Below are 20,823 nucleotides of genomic sequence, written 5' to 3'. Positions count from 1 at the left end.
TCAGGCCACCGAATAGTGGCGGCGTGCGAGGGAGCGCAGGTGCGCGATCGCCGCATCCGGGTCGCCCGAGCCGAACACCGCGGAACCCGCGACGAACGTGTCCGCTCCGGCCTCGGCGGCCTCGGCGATCGTGGATTCGGAGATGCCGCCGTCGACCTGGAACCACACCGACGACCCGCGACGGCGCGCCTCGTCGACGAGCGCGCGGAGTTTCGGCATCGTCTCCGGGCGGAAGGACTGTCCCCCGAACCCGGGCTCGACGGTCATCACGAGGACCTGGTCGAACTCGTCGAGGACTTCCAGCAGACCCTCGCCGGGGGTGTCGGGTTTGATCGCGACGCCGGCGCGCGCCCCGATGTCACGCAGACGCCGGGCGAGGGTGACCGGCTCGGCGGATGCTTCGAGATGGAACGTCACGGACGCTGCCCCGAGCTCCGCGTACGCCGGTGCCCAACGCTCGGGCTCGTCGATCATGAGGTGCACGTCCAGCGGCACGGGGCTGGTGTCCTGGATGCGGCCCACCATCTGCGGGCCGAACGTGAGGTTCGGGACGAAGTGGTTGTCCATGACGTCCACGTGCACGAAGTCGGCCCCGGAGATGCGCGCCAGCTCCGACTGCATGTTCACGAAGTCGGCGGCGAGGATGCTGGGGTTGATCCGGACGATATCGCCGGAGTCGCGGGGAGGGGCCACGGCTCCATTATGACCAGCGCTCATCCGGCCGTCTTGCGCAGGAGCGCGATCGACATCGCGTCGGTGCCGTGGCGGTGCGGCCACAGCTGCGCGCGACCCGATCCGTCGGTCTGCTCCGGCAGCTCGATCGGCGAGCGGGAGATCGCCCGGAGCACCTCTCGCGCGTCGAGTTCCTCGACGGTGTCGCCGAGCTCGCGGCGGACGTCGGCGAGAACTCCGGCCGTCTCGGCGAGGTGCGGCGAGCACGTGACGTACGCGACGATGCCCCCGGGCTTGAGGCCAGTGACGGCGGCGAGGACCAGCTCACGCTGGAGGGCGGCGAGCCCGGGCACATCGGCGGGGCTCTTCCGCCACCGCGCCTCCGGACGACGCCGGAGGGCGCCGATGCCCGTGCACGGCGCGTCCACGAGGATCCGGTCGTAGGAGCCGGGCGCGGATGCGGCGCGGACACGGCCGTCCTCCTCCGACACGGGCACGTCCAGCGGGATGCCGGCGACGGCGCGGCGCACGAGCTCTGCCCGGGCCGGTGCGACCTCGTTGGCCTCCAGGGACGCGCCGGTGGCGAGCGCTTCGGCTGCCAGCAGCGCGGTCTTACCCCCCGGCCCCGCGCACAGATCGAGCCACCGCTCCCCCGCCTGCACCGGGGTGGCACGGCTGAGAGCGAGGGCAGCCAGCTGCGACCCCTCATCCTGGACGCGGATGGCGCCGCCACTCCCGCTGACGGTCGCCTCCGGGTCGCCTCCGGCCAACGGATAGGCGTAGGGCGAGTAGCGGCCGACCGGGGCGTCGCGGGGCACGTCCGCCAGGCCCGGGAGCGCCGCCAGCGTCACCCGCGGGGCGTCGTTGTCGGCCAGGAGAAGGTCGCCGAGCTCGTCGGCGCGGCCCTCGGCGGCGAGGGCACGCCGGAGCGCCCGCACGATCCACACCGGATGCGACGAGGCCAGCGAGATCCGCTCGTCGTTGGAGCGCGCGGCCTCGCTCACCCGCGCGAGCCAGGTCCCGGGGGTGTCGCGGGCCACGCGGCGGAGGACCGCGTTGCCGAATCCGGCGGGGCCGCGCCCGGCGACGCGGCGGATGAGCTCCACGGATTCGTTGACGGCGGCGTGGGACGCCACTCGCGTGGAGAGGAGCTGGTGGACCCCCAGCCGCAGCGCGTCGCGCACCGGAGGATCGATGTCGTCGGCGGGGCGGTCGGCGGCCAGGGCGATGACGGCGTCGTAGGTCCCGCGGCGCCGGAGCGTGCCGTAGGTCAGCTCCGTCGCCAGCGCCGCATCCTTCGTGTCCAATCCGGCGCGCTGGATCGCGTGCGGCAGGAGCAGGTTGGCGTACGCGTCAGCCTCATCGACGGCGCGCAGCACGTCGTAGGCGACCTGCCGCGCTTTCTGCACGCTCACGCTCCCGCCCTCGGCCGGTCTGCGCGCAGCCCGCGCCACCAGTCGGGAGCGGCCATGGCGCCGCGTCCGGCGGGCTGGACGGTGATCAGTTCGACCGGGTCGGTGCCGGTTCCCACCAGCACCCGCCGGTCCACCAGCGCGATGTCACCGGCCGGGAGGGGCGGCACGTCGGCGGGCGGTGAGGATGCCCGCGCGACCTTCACCCGCGCACCGTCCACGGTCGTGTGCGCACCCGGCTCAGGGGTGGCTCCACGGATGCGGGCGAGCACCGCGGCCGCGTCCGCGGTCCAATCGATGACGCCGTCGGCGAGGGTGAGCTTGGGGGCGAAGGTCGGCTCCCCCGCCTGCGGCACCGCGGTCGCGCGTCCCGCGGCGATGTCGTCCACGACGCGGGCGAGGAGGCTCGCGCCCGAGGAGGCGAGGGCATCGAGCGCCTCGCCGGCGGTCGCCTCCGCCGCGGGGAAGGGCTCCTCCGCGAACACGGGACCCGCGTCCAGCTCCGGGACGAGTTGGAACACGCTGGCACCCAGTGTGTCGTCACCGGCGAGCAGCGCACGCTGCACGGGAGCGGCACCTCGCCAGCGCGGCAGGAGGGAGAAATGCAGGTTGATCCAGCCGTGCGCGGGCGCGGAGAGCAGCGGTTCGCGCACGAGCGCGCCGTACGCCACGATCACGCCGAGATCAGGGGCGAGCTCGGTCACCGTGCCGGTGACCTCGTCGTCGAGACGGTCGGCCTTCACGACGGGGAGGCCCAGCTCGACGGCGGTCTGAGCCACCGGCGATGGCGTGAGGACGCGTTTACGGCCGAGCGGTGCGTCCGTCCGCGTGAGCACCGCGACGACGTCGTGCGGCCCGGCCGCGAGGGCGCGCAGGGAAGGGACGGCCGCCGCAGGCGTGCCGGCGAAGACGAGGCGCATGGTTCTCCTCACAGGTCCGGCTCGGGGATGTCGAACCGGACTCTGAGTGTATTGCGGGCACGTGTGCCTTTGCCGCGCGCACGGGCACGCGCCTGGACGGCATCGGCGATGACGCTCGCCCGCAGGCTCTCGGCCACGGCGCGCCCCGCCGCGTAGTCGAACCGCACGAGAGCGCGGGCGGCGGGCGCGTCGGCGTCGGCGGTGCGGATGACGGGGCCGAGGATCGCGTCGGCAACGAGATCGGGGACGTCGGCGCGGAGCCGGTCGAGCGCGGTGTCGACGGCCTTCGGCGGACCCTCCACCGAGGCCAGCCGGGACGCGGGAGGCATGTGCAGCGGCGCCCGCTCTGCCAGCTCCCCCCGCGCGTAGGAGGGCTGAGTCCACGTCGCCAGTGCCCGGGCGACCGGGCCGGTCACCCCCACCAGGTGCACGGGCGCCCCCGGGGAGGCCTGGGCGGCCGCGTTGGACCACCACCGCAGGCAGTCCTCGCCGATGTGCAGAGCCTCGGACATCAGCATCCGCTCGCCGTCCAGCAGGACCACCGCGGCGTATCCGCCCGGGGCGAAGGGCTCGGCACCCCGCGTGGCCACGACCAGCGCGGGCCTCCCGTCGACCTCGGCGACGGGATGCGCACCGTCGGAGACGATCACCCGCACCCCCGGGAAGGCACGGCCCAGCTCGTCGGCCGTGCGCTCGCTGCCCGAGGAGGCCATCCGTACGGTCTTCGCCTCGCAGTGCGGGCACACCCACCCGTGGGCGCTGCGTCCGCACCACGCGCAGGTGGGCGTGGCCCCGGGGCGCGCAGCGCGCAGCGGCCCGGCGCAGAACGCACAGCGGGCGGGGCGGCGGCACTCCCCGCACACCAGCGACGGGGCGTACCCGGGGCGGGAGACCTGGATGAGCACCGGCCCGTGCGCGACCGCATCCCGGGCCGCCTGGAACGCCGCAGAGGGAACGCGGGATCCTCGTTCGCCCTCGCGCATCGCGCTGAGGACGACGCGGGGCGACGCGCGCCGGCTCGCGGTGATCTCCCGCACCCAGCGCACCTCCACCAGACGCTGCACGTCGGTGGTGCGCGTGTGCCCGGCCAGCAGCAGGGCGGAGCCTTCCAGCTCCTGCCGCACGAGGGCCGCGTCGCGAGCGTGCACACCGGGGCTGAGCGGTTCCGACAGCAGCGGGTCGCCGTCGTCCCACACGGCGACGAGTCCTGCGCGAACCGGCGCGTACACCGCCGAGCGGCGCCCGATCACGATGCACGGTGCATCGTCGAGCATGCGCAGGAACTGCGCGTACCGCGCCGGGCCCGACTGGTCGGCATCGTCGCGGACGACCGCCTCGGCGGAGACGAAGGCCGCCAGTGCCCGTTCGAGCTCGGCCTGGTCGCGGTAGTCGGGCACGACGAGGATGGCGCTCCGCCCCTCCGACAGGGTGCGGGCGGCGGCGGCGGCCAGGAGCACCGCCCACGCACCGGCCGCGATGGTGCGAGAAGGTCGTGGCGGTGCATCCACGGCCATGCGTTCGCCCGCGGCGATGCCGGCGACCAGGCCGGGATACTCGCCGAGGGCGAGGTCGGCGCGGGCGAGGGCGTCCGCGTCCGGTGCGGCGGCGACCGGGGCGTCGGCGGCCAGCCACGCCTTCTCCGCCCGCACCATGCGTTTGGGGATCGTGAGGCGCAGGATGTCGGCGGCCGACCCCGCCGCGCGGTCGGCCACGCGTCGCGCGAGAGCGTAGAGCGGGGCGGGCAGTACGCGGACCGGGGAGACCACCGCGTCGATCTCCGACAGCGGCCGGTCGCCGTCGTCCTCGTCGTCGATCTCCACGACGTAGCCGTCGATGATCCGCCCGGCCGAGCGCAGCGGCACGCGGACGCGGACGCCGGGGGCAACGTCCGCGTCGCCGGGGATCGCGTAGTCGAACAGGCGGTCCAGCTGCGGCAGCGGCGAATCCAGCAGCACGCGCGCCACGCGCCGGGTGGTCATCCGGCCGGCCCGCCGAGCGCGGTCACGTCACATCCCGGCGGCGGCACGCAGCTCGTCGACGCGGTCGGTGCGCTCCCACGTGAAGTCGGGGAGCTCGCGGCCGAAGTGCCCGTACGCGGCCGTCTGCGCGTAGATGGGGCGGAGCAGGTCGAGGGAGTCGATGATCGCCTTGGGGCGGAGATCGAAGACATCCAGGATCGCTCGTGTGATCGCCTCGTCGTCGATGCGGCCCGTGCCGAAGCTCTCGACGTACAACCCCACCGGGCTCGCCTTGCCGATGGCGTAGGCCACCTGCACCTCGAGACGGTCGGCCAGGCCCGCCGCGACGGCGTTCTTGGCGACCCAGCGCATCGCGTACGCGGCGGAGCGGTCGACCTTGGAGGGATCCTTGCCGCTGAACGCTCCCCCGCCGTGGCGGGCCGCTCCCCCGTACGTGTCGATGATGATCTTGCGGCCGGTGAGCCCGGCGTCGCCCTTCGGTCCGCCCACGACGAAGGGGCCGGCCGGGTTGATGTAGTACTTCACATCCGGCAGGTCCAAGCCCGTGTCGGCCAGCACGGGGTCGATGACCTCCGCCCGCACGCGCTCGCGCAGGTCTTCCTGGGAGATGTCCGGGTGGTGCTGGGTGGAGAGCACGACCGACTCCACGGTGCGCGGCGTCTGACCGTCGTAGCCGAGGGTGATCTGCGTCTTCCCGTCGGGGCGGAGGAACGGCAGCCGCCCGTCGCGCCGGACTGCCGCCAGGCGCTCGGCCATGCGGTGCGCCGTCCAGCTGGCCATCGGCATGAGCTGAGGGGTCTCGGTGGTGGCGAAGCCGAACATGATGCCCTGGTCGCCCGCGCCCTGCTCGTCCCGCGGGTCGATCGACCCGCGCTCGCGCTGCTCGAAGGCGCGATTGACGCCCGCGGCGATGTCGGAGGACTGCGCGCCGATCGATACGCTGACCCCGCACGACTCCCCGTCGAAGCCGGTGTCGCTCGAGGTGTAGCCGATGCGGTTGACGACGTCCCGCACGATCGCGGGGATCTCGACGTACGCCCGGGTGGAGACCTCCCCCGCCACGTGCACGAGACCCGTGGTCACGAGCGTCTCCACCGCGACGCGGCCCGTCGGGTCTTCGGTGAGGATGGCGTCGAGGATGCTGTCGGAGATCTGGTCGCAGATCTTGTCGGGGTGCCCCTCGGTGACGGACTCGGACGTGAACAGCCGAAGCTCGGTCATGCATGCTCCCTCGGGGGCAGAAGCTGATTCGGGTGAGTGGAACGGACACGAGTATGCCCCGGAGGGCGGACACCGGCTGAGCGAACGTCAGCGTGGCGAAACGCCCGTCCGGGGCGACTCATGCCCCGCGCGAGGTCACTCGACGTGACGCAGGCGCAGCTTGTCTTCGTGGATCTCGTGCAGCGCGATGGTGAGGGGCTTGTCCTCGACGGTCGAGTCCACGAGGGGGCCGACGTTGTCGAACAGGTTGCCCTCGTGCAGGTCCGAGTAGTAGTCGTTGATCTGACGCGCCCGCTTGGATGCGTAGATGACGAGCTGGTACTTGGAGTCCACCTTCTCGAGCAGGCTGTCGATGGGGGGATCGATGATGCCCTGGTTCGTTCCGGCCATGGCGAAACCTCCTGATTAAGCGACGGTCGTCGCGCAGTGAAGCGGCGCGATCGGCGCCGAAGCGTCCCCCCAGTGTACCGTGCCCGGTTGGGAGCCGGCGTGTCATCCGCCCTGTTCGAGGAGGGCGAATCCCGCGGTGCGACGGTCGTCGGCGTGACCATGCACGGTACGGGTGTTCCAGTCGACGGCGAGCGCCTGAACCGACCCGAACCGCGCTTGTCGCCCGACCGAGGTCGCTGAGTAACCCAGCGCCCGCAGGTCCGCGGCGAGCGCGGCGTCCTCCGTCGTGATGGAGCCGTCCGGTTCGCCGTGGAATCGCCCGCTCTGCACCGCCTGGTCGAGGGGGAGCCTGTGCAGCGCCCACAGCGTCGTGACCTGGGCGACCGCGTTGAGGATCTGCCGTCCCCCGGGCGAGCCGACGACGAGGGCCACGCGCCCTTCGTCGTCCAACAGGATCGTCGGAGTCGACCAGCTCACCGGGCGTGCGCCCGCGCGAGCCGGATCGGGCGTCTGCCCGAATCGGATCAGCTGATTGTTGAGGAAGAATCCGCCGACCCGGGTGCCCGAGCCCCAGAAGTCCATGATCGTGTTGGTCATGGAGACCGCGCGGCCATCGGGGTCGACCACGGAGATGTGCGTGGTATTGCCCGTCGCATCCGGACCCGACGCGATGGCCGACGCGGCGGCGGGTGCGGCGGCCAGAGCGGCGTTCGCCGCGGGATCGGTCAGGTGGTCGGTGGGAACCGGACCGAACGCCGGGTCGCTGAAGGCGCGCACGGACTGTTCCGCGACCCGCCAGGCCCGCGTCTGCGCATCGGCGAACGCCGCGGATCCGGCCGGGACGTCGCCGATCCCCCGCGCTTCGGCGATCTGCAGCTGCTGGATGAGCGCGGCGCCCGCCAGCGCGGGCGACGCGGAGACGACCTCGTACCCGGCGAACGGGCCGCGCGGAGGGTCGGTGCGCTGAACGCGGTACGCGGCGAGGGATTCGGCGTCGATCCCGTCGACCCCGGTGAGAGCCAGGACGAGCGAACCCGTGTAGAAGGCGGCGGGGCCTTCGGACTGCAGCGTGCGGAGCGTCGCGGCGAGCTCAGGCTGGACCAGCACGTCTCCCTCGCGCACGCGAAGGTCGGCGGTCGGCGCCTTCGCGAGGTAGGACGCCACGTACGCGGTCACCACGGCGCCCTCCTCGGCGAGCCGAACGGCGGGTTCGAGGACGTCCGCCCACGGCAGCACGCCCCCGTTCGCGTGCAGGTCTGCCATGCCTGCGACGAATCCGGGGATCCCCGTGAGGCTCGAGGGCATGCGTCCCGACATGCGCAGAGTCTCGCGGAAGTCGACGTTGACCACCTGATCCCCATCGACGACGACCGCGTTGCCGCCGCCGCCGATGCCGGACGCGAAGGGCTGGACGACCGCGTCGGCGAACGCGGCCGCAACGGCCGCGTCCAGCGCCGTCCCACCCGCCGCGAGGACATCGCGTCCGGCCTCAGCCGACAGGGGATGCCCGGCGCTCACGCCGCCCGCGCCCAGCGCGGGCGCCGCCGAGGGCGTTGCCGTGGGCGTGGGTTCTGGTGGCGCGGTGGTCATCGGCGTCGGGGTGGACTGCGGCGCGGCGGCGGTGCAGCCCGACAGCGCCAGGGCGAGGATCGAAAGCACCGCGAGAACCGGTGCGCGTGAGGAGGCCATCGACGGAAGATAACCGCCCTGAGATGGGCCCGCCTGCGAATTCCCCGGTAGAAGCGCGAGACGCACCCGTTTCACAGATCGCGCAAGGTCGACACGCAGGGTCGCCGCTTTCACTGTGGCCGTGCATCTCGAAATGGACGTCCAAGAGCGGTGGCACCGGCAGGGGCATCGAACGAGGATGTCGGCGATCGACGCGGTCCGAGGGCTCGCGGTGATCGGGATGCTTCTGGTGAATGTCCATCCGACCCCCAGCGACGTTCTGCTGTACGAGCTGTACATGCTGCCGGCGGGCCGTGCTTCCGTGCTGTTCGTCGTGGTGGCGGGAATCGGCATGACCCTGGCGCTGCAGCGCGGGATCCAGACGCGGATCGTGCTGTGGCGCGTGGCGGTCCTGCTGGTCCTGGGTGCCGCGCTGCTGCCCCTGCCTCACGACATCAACATCATCCTGCCCGTCTACGCTGCCGCGTTCGTGGTCGCCCTCCTCCTGCGCGGGCTCTCCACCCGAGTGCTCATCGTGTTCGCATCGGTGCTCGCAATCAGCGGCCCGACGCTGCTCCTCAGCGAGCGCATCTCAGGCGCGGCTACGGTGCGTCAATTCGTCGCGAACGACAATCCGTTGCACGCCGTCCTCTTGAGCGGCCCCTACCCGCTCGTGATCTGGCTGGTGCCGTTCGTGGTCGGAATGATCGTGGGGCGGTTGAACCTGTCGGACCACCGCGTGCCTGAGCGCATGGTCACCGCAGGCGCGGTGGCCACGATCCTTCCGCTGGCCGTCGATGCGCTGGCGGGCGACTGCCAAGAAGGCTGGGGGCTCCTTCTGACCGCAGCCGCCCACGGCCAGATGCCCCTGTGGATCATCAGCGCCGTCGGCAGCGCGATCCTGCTGACCGGTGCTCTGCTCCTGGTCCGTGAGCGCGGGCAGAGGCTGCTGGCGCCGCTCGGTATGCTCGGGCGGATGTCGCTGACGATGTACGTCCTGCACGTGCTCCTGCTGGTGCTGATCCGCCCGTTCGGAGATCTCGACGTGCACGGCGCGATCGTCGTCTCGGCTGCGATCCTCGCGGTGATGTTCACCGTGGCAGCCCTGCTGCAGAGCAGGAGCCCGATCGGCCCGCTGGAGTGGCTGAGCCGCGGCAGGTGGCTGCGACCTTCGCCGAGGTGATCATCACGGCGCGGCCAAGGTGGCGACGCCTCGGCCGCGCGGGGGCTCAGCGCGCGACGGCGACGACCTGCTCCGCCGCGGAGGCGACGTCGTCGTTGACCACGTGGTAGTCGAACTCGTTCTGGGCAGCGAGCTCGGTGCGGGCAGTCCGCAGACGCCGCGCACGTTCCTCGGCGTCCTCCGTGCCGCGTCCGACCAGGCGGTTCACCAGCTCGTCCCAGCTCGGAGGCAGGAGGAACACCAGCAGCGCCGACGGGTCGGCGGCGCGCACCTGCCGCGCCCCCTGCAGATCGATCTCCAGGAGTGCCGTGCCGCCGTCGGCGAGCACCTTCTCGATCGGCTCGCGCGGCGTTCCGTAGCGGTACCGGTTGTGCACCGTCGCGTGCTCCAGCAGCGCGCCGGTCTCCACCAGCCGGTCGAACTCGGCGTCGTCGACGAAGTAGTAGTGCTCACCGTCGACCTCGCCCGGCCGCGGCGGGCGCGTCGTCGCCGACACCGACAGATGGATGTCGGGGTGGTGCTCCTTGATGTGCGCGGCGACCGTGCCCTTGCCCACGGCGGTGGGACCGGCCAGCACGATGAGGCGGCTCCGGCCCGGGCGGGGCTTCGGCTCGGGCCACCGGGTGTCCAGGAACTCCTGCAGCGCGCGCCGCTGACGGGCCCCGAGCCCGCCCAGGCGCTTGACCGGCGAGATCGCCAGGTCGGTGAGGATGCGGTCGCGCTTCCCCTCCCCGATCGCCGGGATGGCGGTGAGGAACTCCGGTACGCGCATCGCACCGGCAGCGGAGTCCGGTTCGGCGAGGGCCCGGCGCAGCAGCTCCTGCGGCGTGATCACCCGGGTGGTGACATCCCTTTTCAGCGCCGCGCGCTCGCGCCGCGCCGCCACCGCGCGCCGGGAGGCTGCGGCGCGGTCGACCTCGGGTGGACGGCGGGCGTCAGACATCGATCGCCTCCCGGTAGAGCGCCGACCGTTCGTCGATGCGCTCCGCGAGGCCGGCGGGGCCCGCCGAGAGGATGCTGCGGCTCTCGCTGGCCAGCACCGCCGCAGAACGCGGTCCGAACAGGCTCGGGAGGTCTTGCGGACGAGCACCCTGCGCGCCGAACCCGGGCGCCAGGATCGGCGCGACGGGATGTTCGGTCCCCAGGCCCAGGCCCGCGGCGACGAGGTCGACGGTCGCGCCGATGACGACGCCGATGCTTCCCCACTCCCCCTCGGGCGTCGTCGCGGCGTTGAACGCGGTCACCTGGTCGACCACGAGCGCCGACACGGTGTCGTCGTCGACGTCAGCCCGCTGCAGTTCGCGCGCTTCGGGGTTGCTGGTGGCGGCCAGGACGAAGACGCCCTTGCCCTCAGCGACGGCCTGGCGGAGCGTGCCGGTGAGGGCCTCGACGCCGACGTAGGGGCTGACGGTCAGCGCATCGGCCTCCAGCGGCGCTCCCGCCGTGAGCCACGCGGCGGCGTAGCCGTCCATGGTGGAGCCGATGTCGCCGCGTTTGGCGTCGGCGATGACGATGAGCCCGGCGTCACGGGCCGCCCGGAGGACGTCCTCCAGGGCCGCGAACCCCGCCGAGCCGTAGCGCTCGAAGAAGGCCACCTGCGGCTTGACGATGCCGACCCGTCCCGCCGCCGCGTCCACGACGCGCAGCCCGAACTCGCGTGCCGCGGCCGCCGTGGCATCCATCCCCCACCCGTCCAGCAGGTGCTCGTGCGGGTCGATCCCCACGCACAGCGGGCCATAGGTGTCGCGCGCCGCGCGCAGGCGCGAACCGAAGCTCGCGCTCACGAGCGTTCTGCCCGATCCGCGGCGTACTCCTGGAGGCTCCGCACGCGGAAGCCTTCGCGCAGAACCCCGAGGGCGCTGACGGCGGCTCCCAGCACGGCCATCGTCGTGAACAACGCCTTGTCGGCGGCGACGGCCGCGGCGCGGATCTCGTATCCGTCGGCGCGGGCGAGGCCCCCGCTCGGGGTGTTCACGATCATGTCGATCTCGCCGGTGTTGATGAGGTCGACGATGTTCGTCTCACCCGAGGCCTGCGTCGCGGAGTACTTGTTGACGACGGTGACGGTGATGCCGTTGCGGGCGAGGATCTCGGCTGTGCCCTCGGTGGCCACCAGCGAGAACCCGAGTTCCTGCAGGCGGTGGGCGGGCAGGATGACCGCGCGCTTGTCGGCGTCGGCGACGGAGATGAACACCGTGCCCTCCAGCGGCATGCCGCCGTACGCGGCCTCCTGGCTCTTGGCGAAGGCGGTCGGGAAGTCGCGGTCGATACCCATGACCTCTCCCGTGGAGCGCATCTCGGGGCCGAGCACGGAGTCGACGATCTGCCCGTCCTTCGTGCGGAACCGCTTGAACGGCAGCACCGCCTCCTTCACGGCGACCGGGGCGTCCAGCGGCACCCGCGAGCCGTCACGGGGCGGCAGCATCCCCTCGGCCTTGAGCTCGGCGATCGTGGACCCGGCCATGATGCGGCTCGCCGCCTTCGCGAGCGGGATGCCGAGGGCCTTCGACACGAACGGCACGGTGCGGCTCGCGCGCGGGTTGGCCTCGATGACGTAGAGCACCCCGGCCGAGATCGCGAACTGCACGTTCAGGAGGCCGCGCACCCCCACGCCCTCGGCGATCGCGAGCGTCGCCACGCGCACCCGGTCGATGTCGGCGCGGCCGAGGGAGATCGGCGGGAGGGTGCAGCTGGAGTCGCCGGAGTGGATGCCGGCCTCCTCGAGGTGCTCCATGACCCCGCCGATGTACAGCTCCGACCCGTCGTACAGCGCGTCCACGTCCAGCTCGATGGCGTCGTCGAGGAAGCGGTCGACCAGCAGCGGCATGCCGGGGCCGATGATGGCCTGGTCGGCGATCCGGACGAAGTAGTCGCGGAGGCTCGCCGAGTCGTACACGATCTCCATGCCGCGCCCGCCGAGCACGAAGCTCGGGCGCACCAGCACGGGATAGCCGACCTCTTCGGCGATGATGACGGCGCCGTCCACGTCCACGGCCGTGCCGCTGCGGGGGGCGACGAGGCCCGCCTCGTCCAGGACGCGCGAGAACTGCTCGCGTTCCTCGGCGAGGTCGATCGCGGCCGGGCTCGTGCCGAGGATGCGGTAGCCGGCGGCCTCGATCCCGCGGGCCAGCCCCAGCGGCGTCTGTCCGCCGAGCTGGCAGATGACGCCGAGGATCTCGCCCGAGGCGGATTCGGCGTGGAGCACCTCGAGCACGTCCTCCAGGGTGAGCGGCTCGAAGTACAGGCGATCGGACGTGTCGTAGTCGGTGGAGACGGTCTCCGGGTTGCAGTTGACCATGATGGTCTCGTACCCGGCGTCCGACAGCGCGAACGACGCGTGCACGCACGAGTAGTCGAACTCGACGCCCTGACCGATGCGGTTAGGGCCGGAGCCGATGATGACGACCTTGGTGCGCTCCGACGGGGCGACCTCCGTCTCCACGTCGTAGCTGGAGTAGTGGTAGGGCGTGAGGGCGGGGAATTCGCCGGCGCACGTGTCGACGGTCTTGTAGACCGGGCGGACGCCCAGCGCCGTGCGGACGCCCCGGACCTCGGTCTCGGTGTCGCCGCGCAGCTGCGCGATCTGCACGTCGCTGAAGCCGTGCTCCTTCGCCAGGCGCAGGGTGTCGGCATCCAGTTCGTCCGCCGTGCGCACCGTCTCGGCGACCTCGTTGATCAGCACGATCTGATCGAGGAACCAGGGGTCGATCGCGGTGGCCTCGAAGGCCTGCTCGATCGTCGCGCCCTTGCGCAGGGCCTGCTGCAGCACGACGATGCGGCCGTCGGTGGGGGTCTTCGCGACCTCGAGGAGCTCCTCCATCGAGCGCTCCTCGTCGCCCCAGTGGAAGCTCGATCCGCGCTTCTCGAGGGAGCGCAGCGCCTTCTGCAGCGCGGTGGTGTAGTTGCGTCCGATCGCCATGGCCTCGCCGACGGACTTCATGGTCGTCGTGAGGGTCGTGTCGGCGGCGGGGAACTTCTCGAAGTTGAACCTCGGTACCTTCACGACGACGTAGTCCAGCGTCGGCTCGAAGCTTGCCGGCGTCACCTTCGTGATGTCGTTGGGGATCTCATCCAGCCGGTAGCCGATCGCGAGCTTCGCGGCGATCTTCGCGATCGGGAAGCCCGTGGCCTTGGAGGCCAGCGCCGAGGAGCGCGAGACCCGCGGGTTCATCTCGATGACGATGATGCGGCCGCTGGCGGGGTCGACGGCGAACTGGATGTTGCACCCTCCGGTGTCCACGCCCACCGCGCGGATGATGTCGATGCCGATGTCGCGGAGCTTCTGGTACTCGCGGTCGGTGAGGGTCAGGGCGGGGGCGACGGTGATCGAGTCGCCCGTGTGGACGCCGACCGGGTCGACGTTCTCGATCGAGCACACCACGACGGTGTTGTCGGCCGTGTCGCGCATGAGTTCGAGCTCGTACTCCTTCCACCCGAGGATCGACTCCTCCAGGAGCACCTCGTGCGTGGGCGAGTCATGAAGGCCCGCGCCGGCTATGCGGCGGAGGTCCTTCTCGTCATAGGCGAAGCCGGAGCCGAGTCCGCCCATCGTGAAGGAGGGGCGCACGACGAGCGGGTAGCCCAGTTCGTCGGCGGCAGCGAGCACCTCGTCCATCGTGTGCGCGATCCGGGAGGCCGCGACATCCGCCCCGGCGTCGATGACGAGCTGCTTGAAGATCTGACGATCCTCGCCCTTGTTGATCGCCTCGAAATTCGCCCCGATCAGCTCGACGTCGTACTTCTCGAGGATGCCGTGGTTGTGGAGCTGAATGGCGGCGTTGAGCGCCGTCTGCCCGCCCAGGGTCGGCAGGATCGCGTCGGGGCGCTCCTTGGCGACGATCGTCTCGATGACCTCCCACGTGATGGGCTCGATGTAGGTGGCGTCGGCGAAGTCGGGGTCGGTCATGATCGTCGCCGGGTTCGGGTTGACCAGGATGACTCGCACGCCCTCTTCGCGGAGGACCCGGCACGCCTGGGTGCCGGAGTAGTCGAATTCGGCGGCCTGACCGATGACGATCGGGCCGGAGCCGATGACCAGGACGGAGCGGATGTCGTCGCGCTTAGGCATTGGTTGCTTTCTTGCTCAGGTCGTCGCGGACCATCTCGGCGAAGCGGTCGAAGAGGTAGTTGGCGTCGTGGGGGCCGGCGGCCGCTTCGGGGTGGTACTGCACGGAGAACGCCGGGATGTCCAGTGCTCGCAGCCCCTCGACGACCTGGTCGTTGAGGCCGACGTGGCTCACCTCGACCCGCCCGTAGCCGCTCGGGCTGTCGGTGGGGCCGTCCAGCGGCGCATCGACGGCGAAGCCGTGGTTGTGCGCGGTGATCTCCACGCGCCCGGTGCTCTTGTCCAGCACCGGCTGGTTGATGCCGCGGTGGCCGAAGGGCAGCTTGTAGGTGCCGAACCCGAGGGCGCGCCCGAGGAGCTGGTTGCCGAAGCAGATGCCGAAGAAGGGCACCCGGTCATCCAGCACCGCTCGCAGCAGCTCGACGTGCTCGTCGGAGGCGGCCGGGTCGCCCGGTCCGTTGGAGTAGAACACCGCGACCGGTTCTAGCGCGCGCACCTCCGCGATCGTGACGTCCTGCGGGAGCACGTGCACATCGAACCCGCGCGCGGCGAGGTTATCGATCGTGGACTGCTTGACACCCAGGTCGAGCACGGCGAGGTTGCCGATCCGCTCCCCCACCGCCGGCGTCACCTGTGCTGCAGGGACCGACACCTCGCTGGAGAGGTTGCGGCCGGACATCTCGGGCGCGTCCTGCACGATGCGCACCTGCTCGGCCGGGTCGATGGCTGCCGCGTCTCCGGAGAAGATGCCGCCGCGCATACTGCCGGTCGATCGGATGCGACGGGTCACCGCGCGGGTGTCGATGCCGCTGATCCCCACGACCCCGTCGGAGACGAGCGCGTCATCGAGGGACTCCTCCGCGCGCCAGTTCGACACGACGCGGGAAGGGTCGCGCACGATGTACCCCGAGACCCAGATGCGGCGCGACTCGGTGTCTTCGGCATTCATGCCGGTGTTGCCGATGTGCGGGGCGGTCTGCAGCACGATCTGCCCGGCGTAGGAGGGGTCGGTGAGGGTCTCCTGGTAGCCGGTCATGCCGGTGGCGAAGACGACTTCGCCGAGCGTCGTGCCGCGGGCGCCGTACGCGCGCCCGGGGTAGCGGGTGCCGTCCTCGAGGACTAGGACGGCGGGGTCTAGAGAAAGACGGGAGGTCATGCGTTTCCTGTCGGCAGAAGGGAGCGGATGGTGTCGGTGAGGGTGCGTGCGGACGCATCCTGAGGCCGGAGATAGGTGTCCACGATGGTGTCGTCGTCGATCTGCCACGACACGCGCGCCAGCCCGTCGCGCTCGACGACGCGGTCGATGGCGACGGTGGCCTGCGCGGCGTCGACGATGCGGTCGGTGGGAAGAAACATCCGGGGCTGGCCTGGGAGATCGAGGATGACGCCCGCGTCGGTCACCGTGATGTCGGCGCGCGACCGGAAGCCGAGCCCGCGGATCGCGAGGCGCTCCAGCGGCTGGCCGGCGCGCGTGGTGGCGACGTACAGTCCCGGGAAGGTCCCGAGCACCGCCGCGCCGCCGGGCGCCTCGCCGATCGGCGCCGCCAAGCCGGCGTCGCGGCGCGTACGCCGCATCCACGCCCACACCAGCAGCGCGAGGGCGAGGACGGCCACGCCGATCATGATCGTCAGCGCGCCTTCACGGCTCACGAGTGCACCCCCGGCGTATCCAGAACGCGACCGTCGCCGACCGTGGGAGTGCCGGCGTAGAACGTCCAGCGCACCTCCCCGGGAAGTTCGCGTCCCAGGTACGGCGAGTTGGTGCTGCGCCCATGCAGGTCGTCGCGGCCGAAGGTGCGGTGCGGGCGCGGGTCGTACAGCGTCAGAGAGGCCGGCTGCCCCGCCGCCAGCGGCGTTCCGGCATCGGCACGTCGTCCGATGCGGGCCGGCACGCGCGACATCACCCGCGCGACATCCGCCCACGTGAGCAGGCCGGTGTCGACCATCGCGAGTTGCACGACGCGCAGGGCGCTCTCCAGGCCCACCATGCCGTTGGCCGCGGCCGGCCATTCGCACGCCTTGGCCTCGGCGGGATGCGGGGCGTGGTCGGTGGCGACGATGTCGATCGTGCCGTCGGCCAGGCCCGCGCGGACGGCCATCACGTCCTCCTCGCGCCGCAGCGGCGGGTTGACCTTGAAGCGCGGGTCGTAACCGCGCACGAGCTCGTCCGTGAGGAGGAGGTGGTGCGGGGTGACCTCGGCGGTCACGTCGACGCCGCGCTTCTTGGCCCAGCGGATGATGTCGACCGATCCGGCGGTGGAGAGGTGGCACACGTGCAGGCGCGACCCGACGTGCTCGGCGAGGAGGACGTCGCGGGCGATGATCGACTCCTCGGCGACGGCCGGCCACCCGGCCAGGCCCAATTCCGCGGAGACGGCGCCCTCGTTCATCTGCGCGCCCTCGGTCAGGCGCGGATCCTGCGCGTGCTGGGCGACGACGCCGTCGAAGGCCTTCACGTACTCCAGTGCTCGGCGCATGATCAGCGGGTCCCACACGCAGAATCCGTCGTCGCTGAAGACGCGCACGCGGGCGCGGGAATCGGCCATGGCGCCCAGTTCGGCCAGGCGTTCGCCCTTCTGCCCGACGGTGACCGCGCCGATCGGCTGCACCGACACGTAGCCGGCGGCCTCACCGAGCGCCAGTTCCTGCTCCACGACTCCGGCCGTGTCGGCCACGGGCGAGGTGTTCGGCATCGCGAAGACCGTCGTGAACCCGCCCGCCGCGGCGGCGCGCGACCCGGTGAGGATCGTCTCGGATGCCTCGTACCCGGGTTCGCGCAGATGGCTGTGCAGATCGACGAGCCCGGGGAGGGCGATGAGCCCGTCCGCGTCGATCACCGTCGCGCCGGCGCGGGTCAGGCCGGTGCCGACCTCGGTGATCACGCCGTCGGCGATGACGAGGTCGGCGGTCGCGCCCCCGTCGATGGCGGCGCCGGTGAGGACGAAGGTGTCTGTCATCGGTCGTCCTCTCGTTCGCTTGCGGCGCGCTCGCCTGCCAGCAGCAGGTACAGCACGGCCATCCGCACGGACACGCCGTTCGCGACCTGCTCGAGCACCGTCGAGCGATCGGAATCGGCGGCTTCGGCGGAGATCTCCAGACCCCGGTTCATGGGTCCGGGGTGCATGACAATGCTACCGGGCGGCAGCGACGCCAGCCGCCGCGCATCCAGTCCCCACCGGCGGGAATACTCCCGCTCAGTGGGGAAATACGCGGCATTCATCCGCTCCAGCTGGATGCGCAGCATCATCAGCGCGTCGGGAGCCTGCGCGATCGCCTCATCCAGATCGAACAGCACGCGCACGGGCCAGCGCGACATGTCCTGCGGCACGAGGGTGGGCGGGGCGACGAGCGTCACCTCCGCACCGAGGGTGGTCAGCAGCCACACGTTGGACCGGGCCACGCGGGAGTGCAGGACATCGCCGACGATCGTGACGCGGAGCCCGGCGAGGTCGCGGCCGCGGCTGGCGTCGCCGTGCGTGCGCTTGCGGATCGTGAAGGCGTCCAGCAGCGCCTGGGTCGGGTGCTCGTGGGTGCCGTCGCCGGCGTTGATCACACCCGCGCTGATCCAGCCGCTCGTGGCGAGGGTGCGGGGCGCACCGGAGGCGCCGTGGCGGATGACCACCGCATCCGCGCCCATCGCCTGCAGCGTCTGGGCGGTGTCCTGGAGCGACTCGCCCTTGGAGACGCTGGAGCCCTTGGCGGAGAAGTTGATGACGTCGGCCGAGAGCCGCTTGGCCGCGGCCTCGAACGAGATCCGCGTGCGCGTGGAGTCTTCGAAGAAGAGGTTCACGACCGTCTTGCCGCGGAGGGTCGGGAGCTTCCGCACCTCGCGGCGCTGGGTGTCGGACATGTCCTCGGCCACGTCGAGGATGCGGAGCGCGTCGTCGTACCCGAGGGTCTGCGTGTCGAGCAGATGCTGCATCCGCTCAGTTCCCTTCGATGGTGACGGACTCGGCGCCGTCGGTCTCGGCCAGGCGCACGAAGACGCGCTCCTCGCGGGAGCTCGGCAGGTTCTTGCCCACGAAGTCGGGCCGGATCGGAAGCTCGCGGTGGCCGCGGTCAACGAGCGCGGCCAGGCGCACGGCGGCGGGGCGGCCGATGTCTTGCAGGGCGTCGAGGGCGGCGCGGATGCTGCGACCGGAGAACAGCACGTCGTCCACGAGCACGACGGTCTTGCCGTCGATGCCGCCGGGCGGGATCTGCGTGGGGTGCGGGGCGCGGGTGGGGTTGCGGTGCAGGTCGTCGCGGTACATCGTGACGTCCAGCGCCCCGACCGGCACCTGCACGCCGCTGAAGTCGCTGACCAGGGACGCGATGCGCTGGGCCAGCGGAACGCCGCGCGTCGGGATCCCCAGGATCACCAGGCCCTCCGGCCCGCGGTTGGACTCGAGGATCTCGTGGGAGATCCGAGTCAATGCTCGGGCGATGTCTGCCTCGTGCAGCACGGTGCGCATGCTCATGCCGCTCCCTTCTCCGCCTCACAGGACGGTGTTAAAGGTTGCTCGTCGTCCCCCACCCTACCGCGCCCGCGCGCCCGACCCGCGCCCAGCCCGCGCCCGCCGCCCCACCCCCGCGATACTGCAGCCCCGCGACGAGACCGCGGCTTTATGTCGCGGTCTCGTCGGCTGCGTGCAGTGTCGCGGATGCGGACGCGGGTGACGCGGATCCGCGGTGACCCGGGCGGGGACCCGGACGCGGACGCGGGGGGACGCGGACGCGGCGGCGGGTGGGTCAGGCGGCGGGGGCCGCGGCGGCCGGCTCGGCCTGGGACGAGCGGATGGGGTGGCCCTGGGTCGTCAGGCACTTGCCCGAGGTCAGGTCCCACTTCCAGTCGTGGAGGCTGCACGTGAGCACGCCGTCCTCGATCTTGCCGGTCTTGGAAAGGTCGGCGCGCAGGTGCGGGCAGCGGCGCTGCACGACCCACTCGTCGAGCTGGATGTCTTCGGTCTGGTCGGACTGCTCGGAGTACCAGTTCTCCACGTACTCGATGCGGTCGCGCGACAGGCACTTCAGGAACGTGGTGAGGAACTCGTTGAACTTGCCGCTGCGGCCCACTTCGAACTGCATGGACAGGAAGATCGAGTTCGACCAGTCGATCTCGTGGTCGCGGATGTTCGTCGACACGAGATCGGCGGGGATCGTGTACCAGTAGATGCACTCCTCCCCCGCGTACTCCCGCACCTTGGCCTTGGGGAAGTCGACCACCATGTCGAGGTCGCCGATGCGGAAGCGCACCGCTCCCCCCACACCGTTGCGGATGGTGCGGGCGCGGCGCAGGAGCGGCTCCCACCACTCCTTGATGGCCGCGAGCATCTCCGCCGGCGGCAGCACCTCGGCGCGGGAGGCCTCCTCGGCGCGGATCTCGTCCTGGCGCGTGTCGCTCTGCTCGGCGAGGTAGGCCCACTTGTCGCCGAAGATCCGGTCGATCTCCGCGTCGCTGAAGAGCGTCTGCGTCACCTCGACGGCGCTGCCCCGAACGTCGACCTGCGTGCCGGGAAGGAACAGGTAGCCCTTCTGCCCGGGGCGCTGCTGGGCCATGTGCTCGAGGAACTGGCGCTGGTCGGTGAAGATCGAATCGTTTTCCTGGCCGACCCCGTTGTAGCGGAAGAGCTCCTCGCGCAGGAACATCGGCGGCCCGGCCATGGGGAAGACGTGCTCGGCGTCGACCTTCTCGATGTAGTACATGGCCCGCTTGTTCTGCGCGTCGCGCTTGAGCTGCGCGAAGTTCTGCTTCGCCTCCAGCGGCAGGTCGTAGACCATCGGCCACCAGATCGCACCGGATACCTGCGTGAAGTACGCGTCCGGTTTGCTGAAGCTCAGCAGCTTCTCCAGATCGAGCGGGTGCGAGTCGTTCTGGTTCAGGATGCTGGCCGTGCCGTCGTCCACGCTGAGGGACGAGTCGCCGATGGGTCCGTCGCTGGGGGCACGCAGCGGCGTGACCATGAGCTTCAGTTCGCCGTACTGCAACACCTCGCCGGTGTGCGTGTAGATGATGTTGTCGTAGCCGAGCGCGCGGAGGTCTCGCTCGAGGTCGTCCGTCGGATAGTCCGGCAGCAGTACGCGGATGTCCTTCGAGACGTACTTCTCCAGCAGCGCCGGGTCGAAGTGGTCGCGATGACGGTGCGAGATGTAGAGGAAGTCGGCTTTTCCGAAGCGTTCCCAGTCGAGCCCGCGATTGTCCGGGAAGGGGAACCAGGAGCCGAAGAAGCTCGGCCCGAGAACGGGGTCGCAGAGGATGCTGCCGCCGGCCGTCTCGATGAACATCCCCGCGTGGCCCAGGCCCGTGATCCGCATGTCGCTCCCATCTCCTCTC

At 71.3% G+C, this 20,823-nt stretch carries 17 protein-coding genes; 1 reads left to right on the top strand and 16 read right to left on the bottom strand.

The features are described 5' to 3' along the window. The 7 genes from rpe to AC2DGY_RS08840 form a co-directional block, all read right to left on the bottom strand. A complete protein-coding gene (rpe, locus tag AC2DGY_RS08870; protein WP_484509324.1) occupies positions 1 to 693 on the bottom strand; it encodes a ribulose-phosphate 3-epimerase in 693 nt (230 codons plus the stop codon). A 20-nt stretch (positions 694 to 713) separates the two neighbouring features. Continuing rightward, positions 714 to 2,081, bottom strand: coding sequence for a transcription antitermination factor NusB (locus AC2DGY_RS08865; protein WP_484509993.1), 1,368 nt, complete (start codon positions 2,079 to 2,081; stop codon positions 714 to 716). Positions 2,082 to 2,083: 2 nt separating this feature from the next. After that, positions 2,084 to 3,004 (bottom strand): methionyl-tRNA formyltransferase, encoded by a 921-nt coding sequence (gene fmt, locus AC2DGY_RS08860; RefSeq protein WP_484509323.1) that lies wholly within the window; start codon positions 3,002 to 3,004, stop codon positions 2,084 to 2,086. Positions 3,005 to 3,012: 8 nt separating this feature from the next. Beyond that, positions 3,013 to 4,983, bottom strand: a complete 1,971-nt coding sequence (locus AC2DGY_RS08855; protein ID WP_484509322.1) for a primosomal protein N' family DNA-binding protein — start codon at positions 4,981 to 4,983, stop codon at positions 3,013 to 3,015. 27 nt (positions 4,984 to 5,010) lie between these two features. Then, on the bottom strand, positions 5,011 to 6,204 hold the full coding sequence (gene metK, locus AC2DGY_RS08850) for a methionine adenosyltransferase (protein ID WP_484509321.1): 1,194 nt from the start codon (positions 6,202 to 6,204) through the stop codon (positions 5,011 to 5,013). Positions 6,205 to 6,339: 135 nt separating this feature from the next. Continuing rightward, entirely contained in the window at positions 6,340 to 6,594 is a 255-nt protein-coding gene (gene rpoZ / locus AC2DGY_RS08845) for a DNA-directed RNA polymerase subunit omega (protein ID WP_484509320.1), read from the bottom strand. A gap of 102 nt (positions 6,595 to 6,696) precedes the next feature. Continuing rightward, positions 6,697 to 8,283 carry a gamma-glutamyltransferase gene (locus tag AC2DGY_RS08840; protein WP_484509319.1) on the bottom strand — a complete coding sequence of 529 codons (1,587 nt, stop codon included), beginning with the start codon at positions 8,281 to 8,283 and terminating at the stop codon, positions 6,697 to 6,699. A gap of 178 nt (positions 8,284 to 8,461) precedes the next feature. Here AC2DGY_RS08840 and AC2DGY_RS08835 point away from each other — a divergent pair, with 178 nt between their 5' ends. Next, positions 8,462 to 9,445: a DUF418 domain-containing protein gene (locus AC2DGY_RS08835; protein ID WP_484509318.1), complete on the top strand. Its 984-nt coding sequence runs from the start codon at positions 8,462 to 8,464 to the stop codon at positions 9,443 to 9,445. A 46-nt stretch (positions 9,446 to 9,491) separates the two neighbouring features. Here the strand turns inward: AC2DGY_RS08835 and gmk are convergent, their stop codons facing one another. The 9 genes from gmk to AC2DGY_RS08790 all read right to left on the bottom strand — a co-directional run bounded on the left by gmk (position 9,492) and on the right by AC2DGY_RS08790 (position 20,804). Next, positions 9,492 to 10,388, bottom strand: a complete 897-nt coding sequence (gene gmk, locus AC2DGY_RS08830) for a guanylate kinase (RefSeq protein WP_484509317.1) — start codon at positions 10,386 to 10,388, stop codon at positions 9,492 to 9,494. Beyond that, positions 10,381 to 11,229, bottom strand: coding sequence for an orotidine-5'-phosphate decarboxylase (pyrF, locus tag AC2DGY_RS08825; protein ID WP_484509316.1), 849 nt, complete (start codon positions 11,227 to 11,229; stop codon positions 10,381 to 10,383). The genes gmk and pyrF overlap by 8 nt, the downstream gene beginning before the upstream one ends. Beyond that, positions 11,226 to 14,513 (bottom strand): carbamoyl-phosphate synthase large subunit, encoded by a 3,288-nt coding sequence (carB, locus tag AC2DGY_RS08820; protein WP_484509315.1) that lies wholly within the window; start codon positions 14,511 to 14,513, stop codon positions 11,226 to 11,228. Before carB ends, pyrF begins: the two co-directional genes overlap by 4 nt. Continuing rightward, positions 14,506 to 15,666 carry a glutamine-hydrolyzing carbamoyl-phosphate synthase small subunit gene (gene carA, locus AC2DGY_RS08815; RefSeq protein WP_484509314.1) on the bottom strand — a complete coding sequence of 387 codons (1,161 nt, stop codon included), beginning with the start codon at positions 15,664 to 15,666 and terminating at the stop codon, positions 14,506 to 14,508. Before carA ends, carB begins: the two co-directional genes overlap by 8 nt. Continuing rightward, complete coding sequence (locus tag AC2DGY_RS08810) at positions 15,663 to 16,160, bottom strand: PH-like domain-containing protein (protein WP_484509313.1); 498 nt, start codon at positions 16,158 to 16,160, stop codon at positions 15,663 to 15,665. Before AC2DGY_RS08810 ends, carA begins: the two co-directional genes overlap by 4 nt. Further along, on the bottom strand, positions 16,157 to 17,467 hold the full coding sequence (locus AC2DGY_RS08805; RefSeq protein WP_484509312.1) for a dihydroorotase: 1,311 nt from the start codon (positions 17,465 to 17,467) through the stop codon (positions 16,157 to 16,159). The genes AC2DGY_RS08810 and AC2DGY_RS08805 overlap by 4 nt, the downstream gene beginning before the upstream one ends. Continuing rightward, on the bottom strand, positions 17,464 to 18,432 hold the full coding sequence (locus tag AC2DGY_RS08800) for an aspartate carbamoyltransferase catalytic subunit (protein WP_484509311.1): 969 nt from the start codon (positions 18,430 to 18,432) through the stop codon (positions 17,464 to 17,466). Before AC2DGY_RS08800 ends, AC2DGY_RS08805 begins: the two co-directional genes overlap by 4 nt. Before the next feature lie 4 nt (positions 18,433 to 18,436). Continuing rightward, the gene (gene pyrR / locus AC2DGY_RS08795) at positions 18,437 to 18,970 is read right to left on the bottom strand and encodes a bifunctional pyr operon transcriptional regulator/uracil phosphoribosyltransferase PyrR (protein WP_484509310.1); all 534 of its coding nucleotides are present in this window, start codon (positions 18,968 to 18,970) and stop codon (positions 18,437 to 18,439) included. 271 nt (positions 18,971 to 19,241) lie between these two features. Then, positions 19,242 to 20,804, bottom strand: a complete 1,563-nt coding sequence (locus AC2DGY_RS08790; protein ID WP_484509309.1) for a Rieske 2Fe-2S domain-containing protein — start codon at positions 20,802 to 20,804, stop codon at positions 19,242 to 19,244. Between the last annotated feature and the right edge of the window lie 19 nt (positions 20,805 to 20,823).

The organism is Microbacterium sp. Z6_144 (assembly GCF_057197625.1).
The sequence above is the reverse complement of the archived record's forward strand: the minus strand, read 5'-3'. Positions and strand labels throughout refer to the sequence as shown.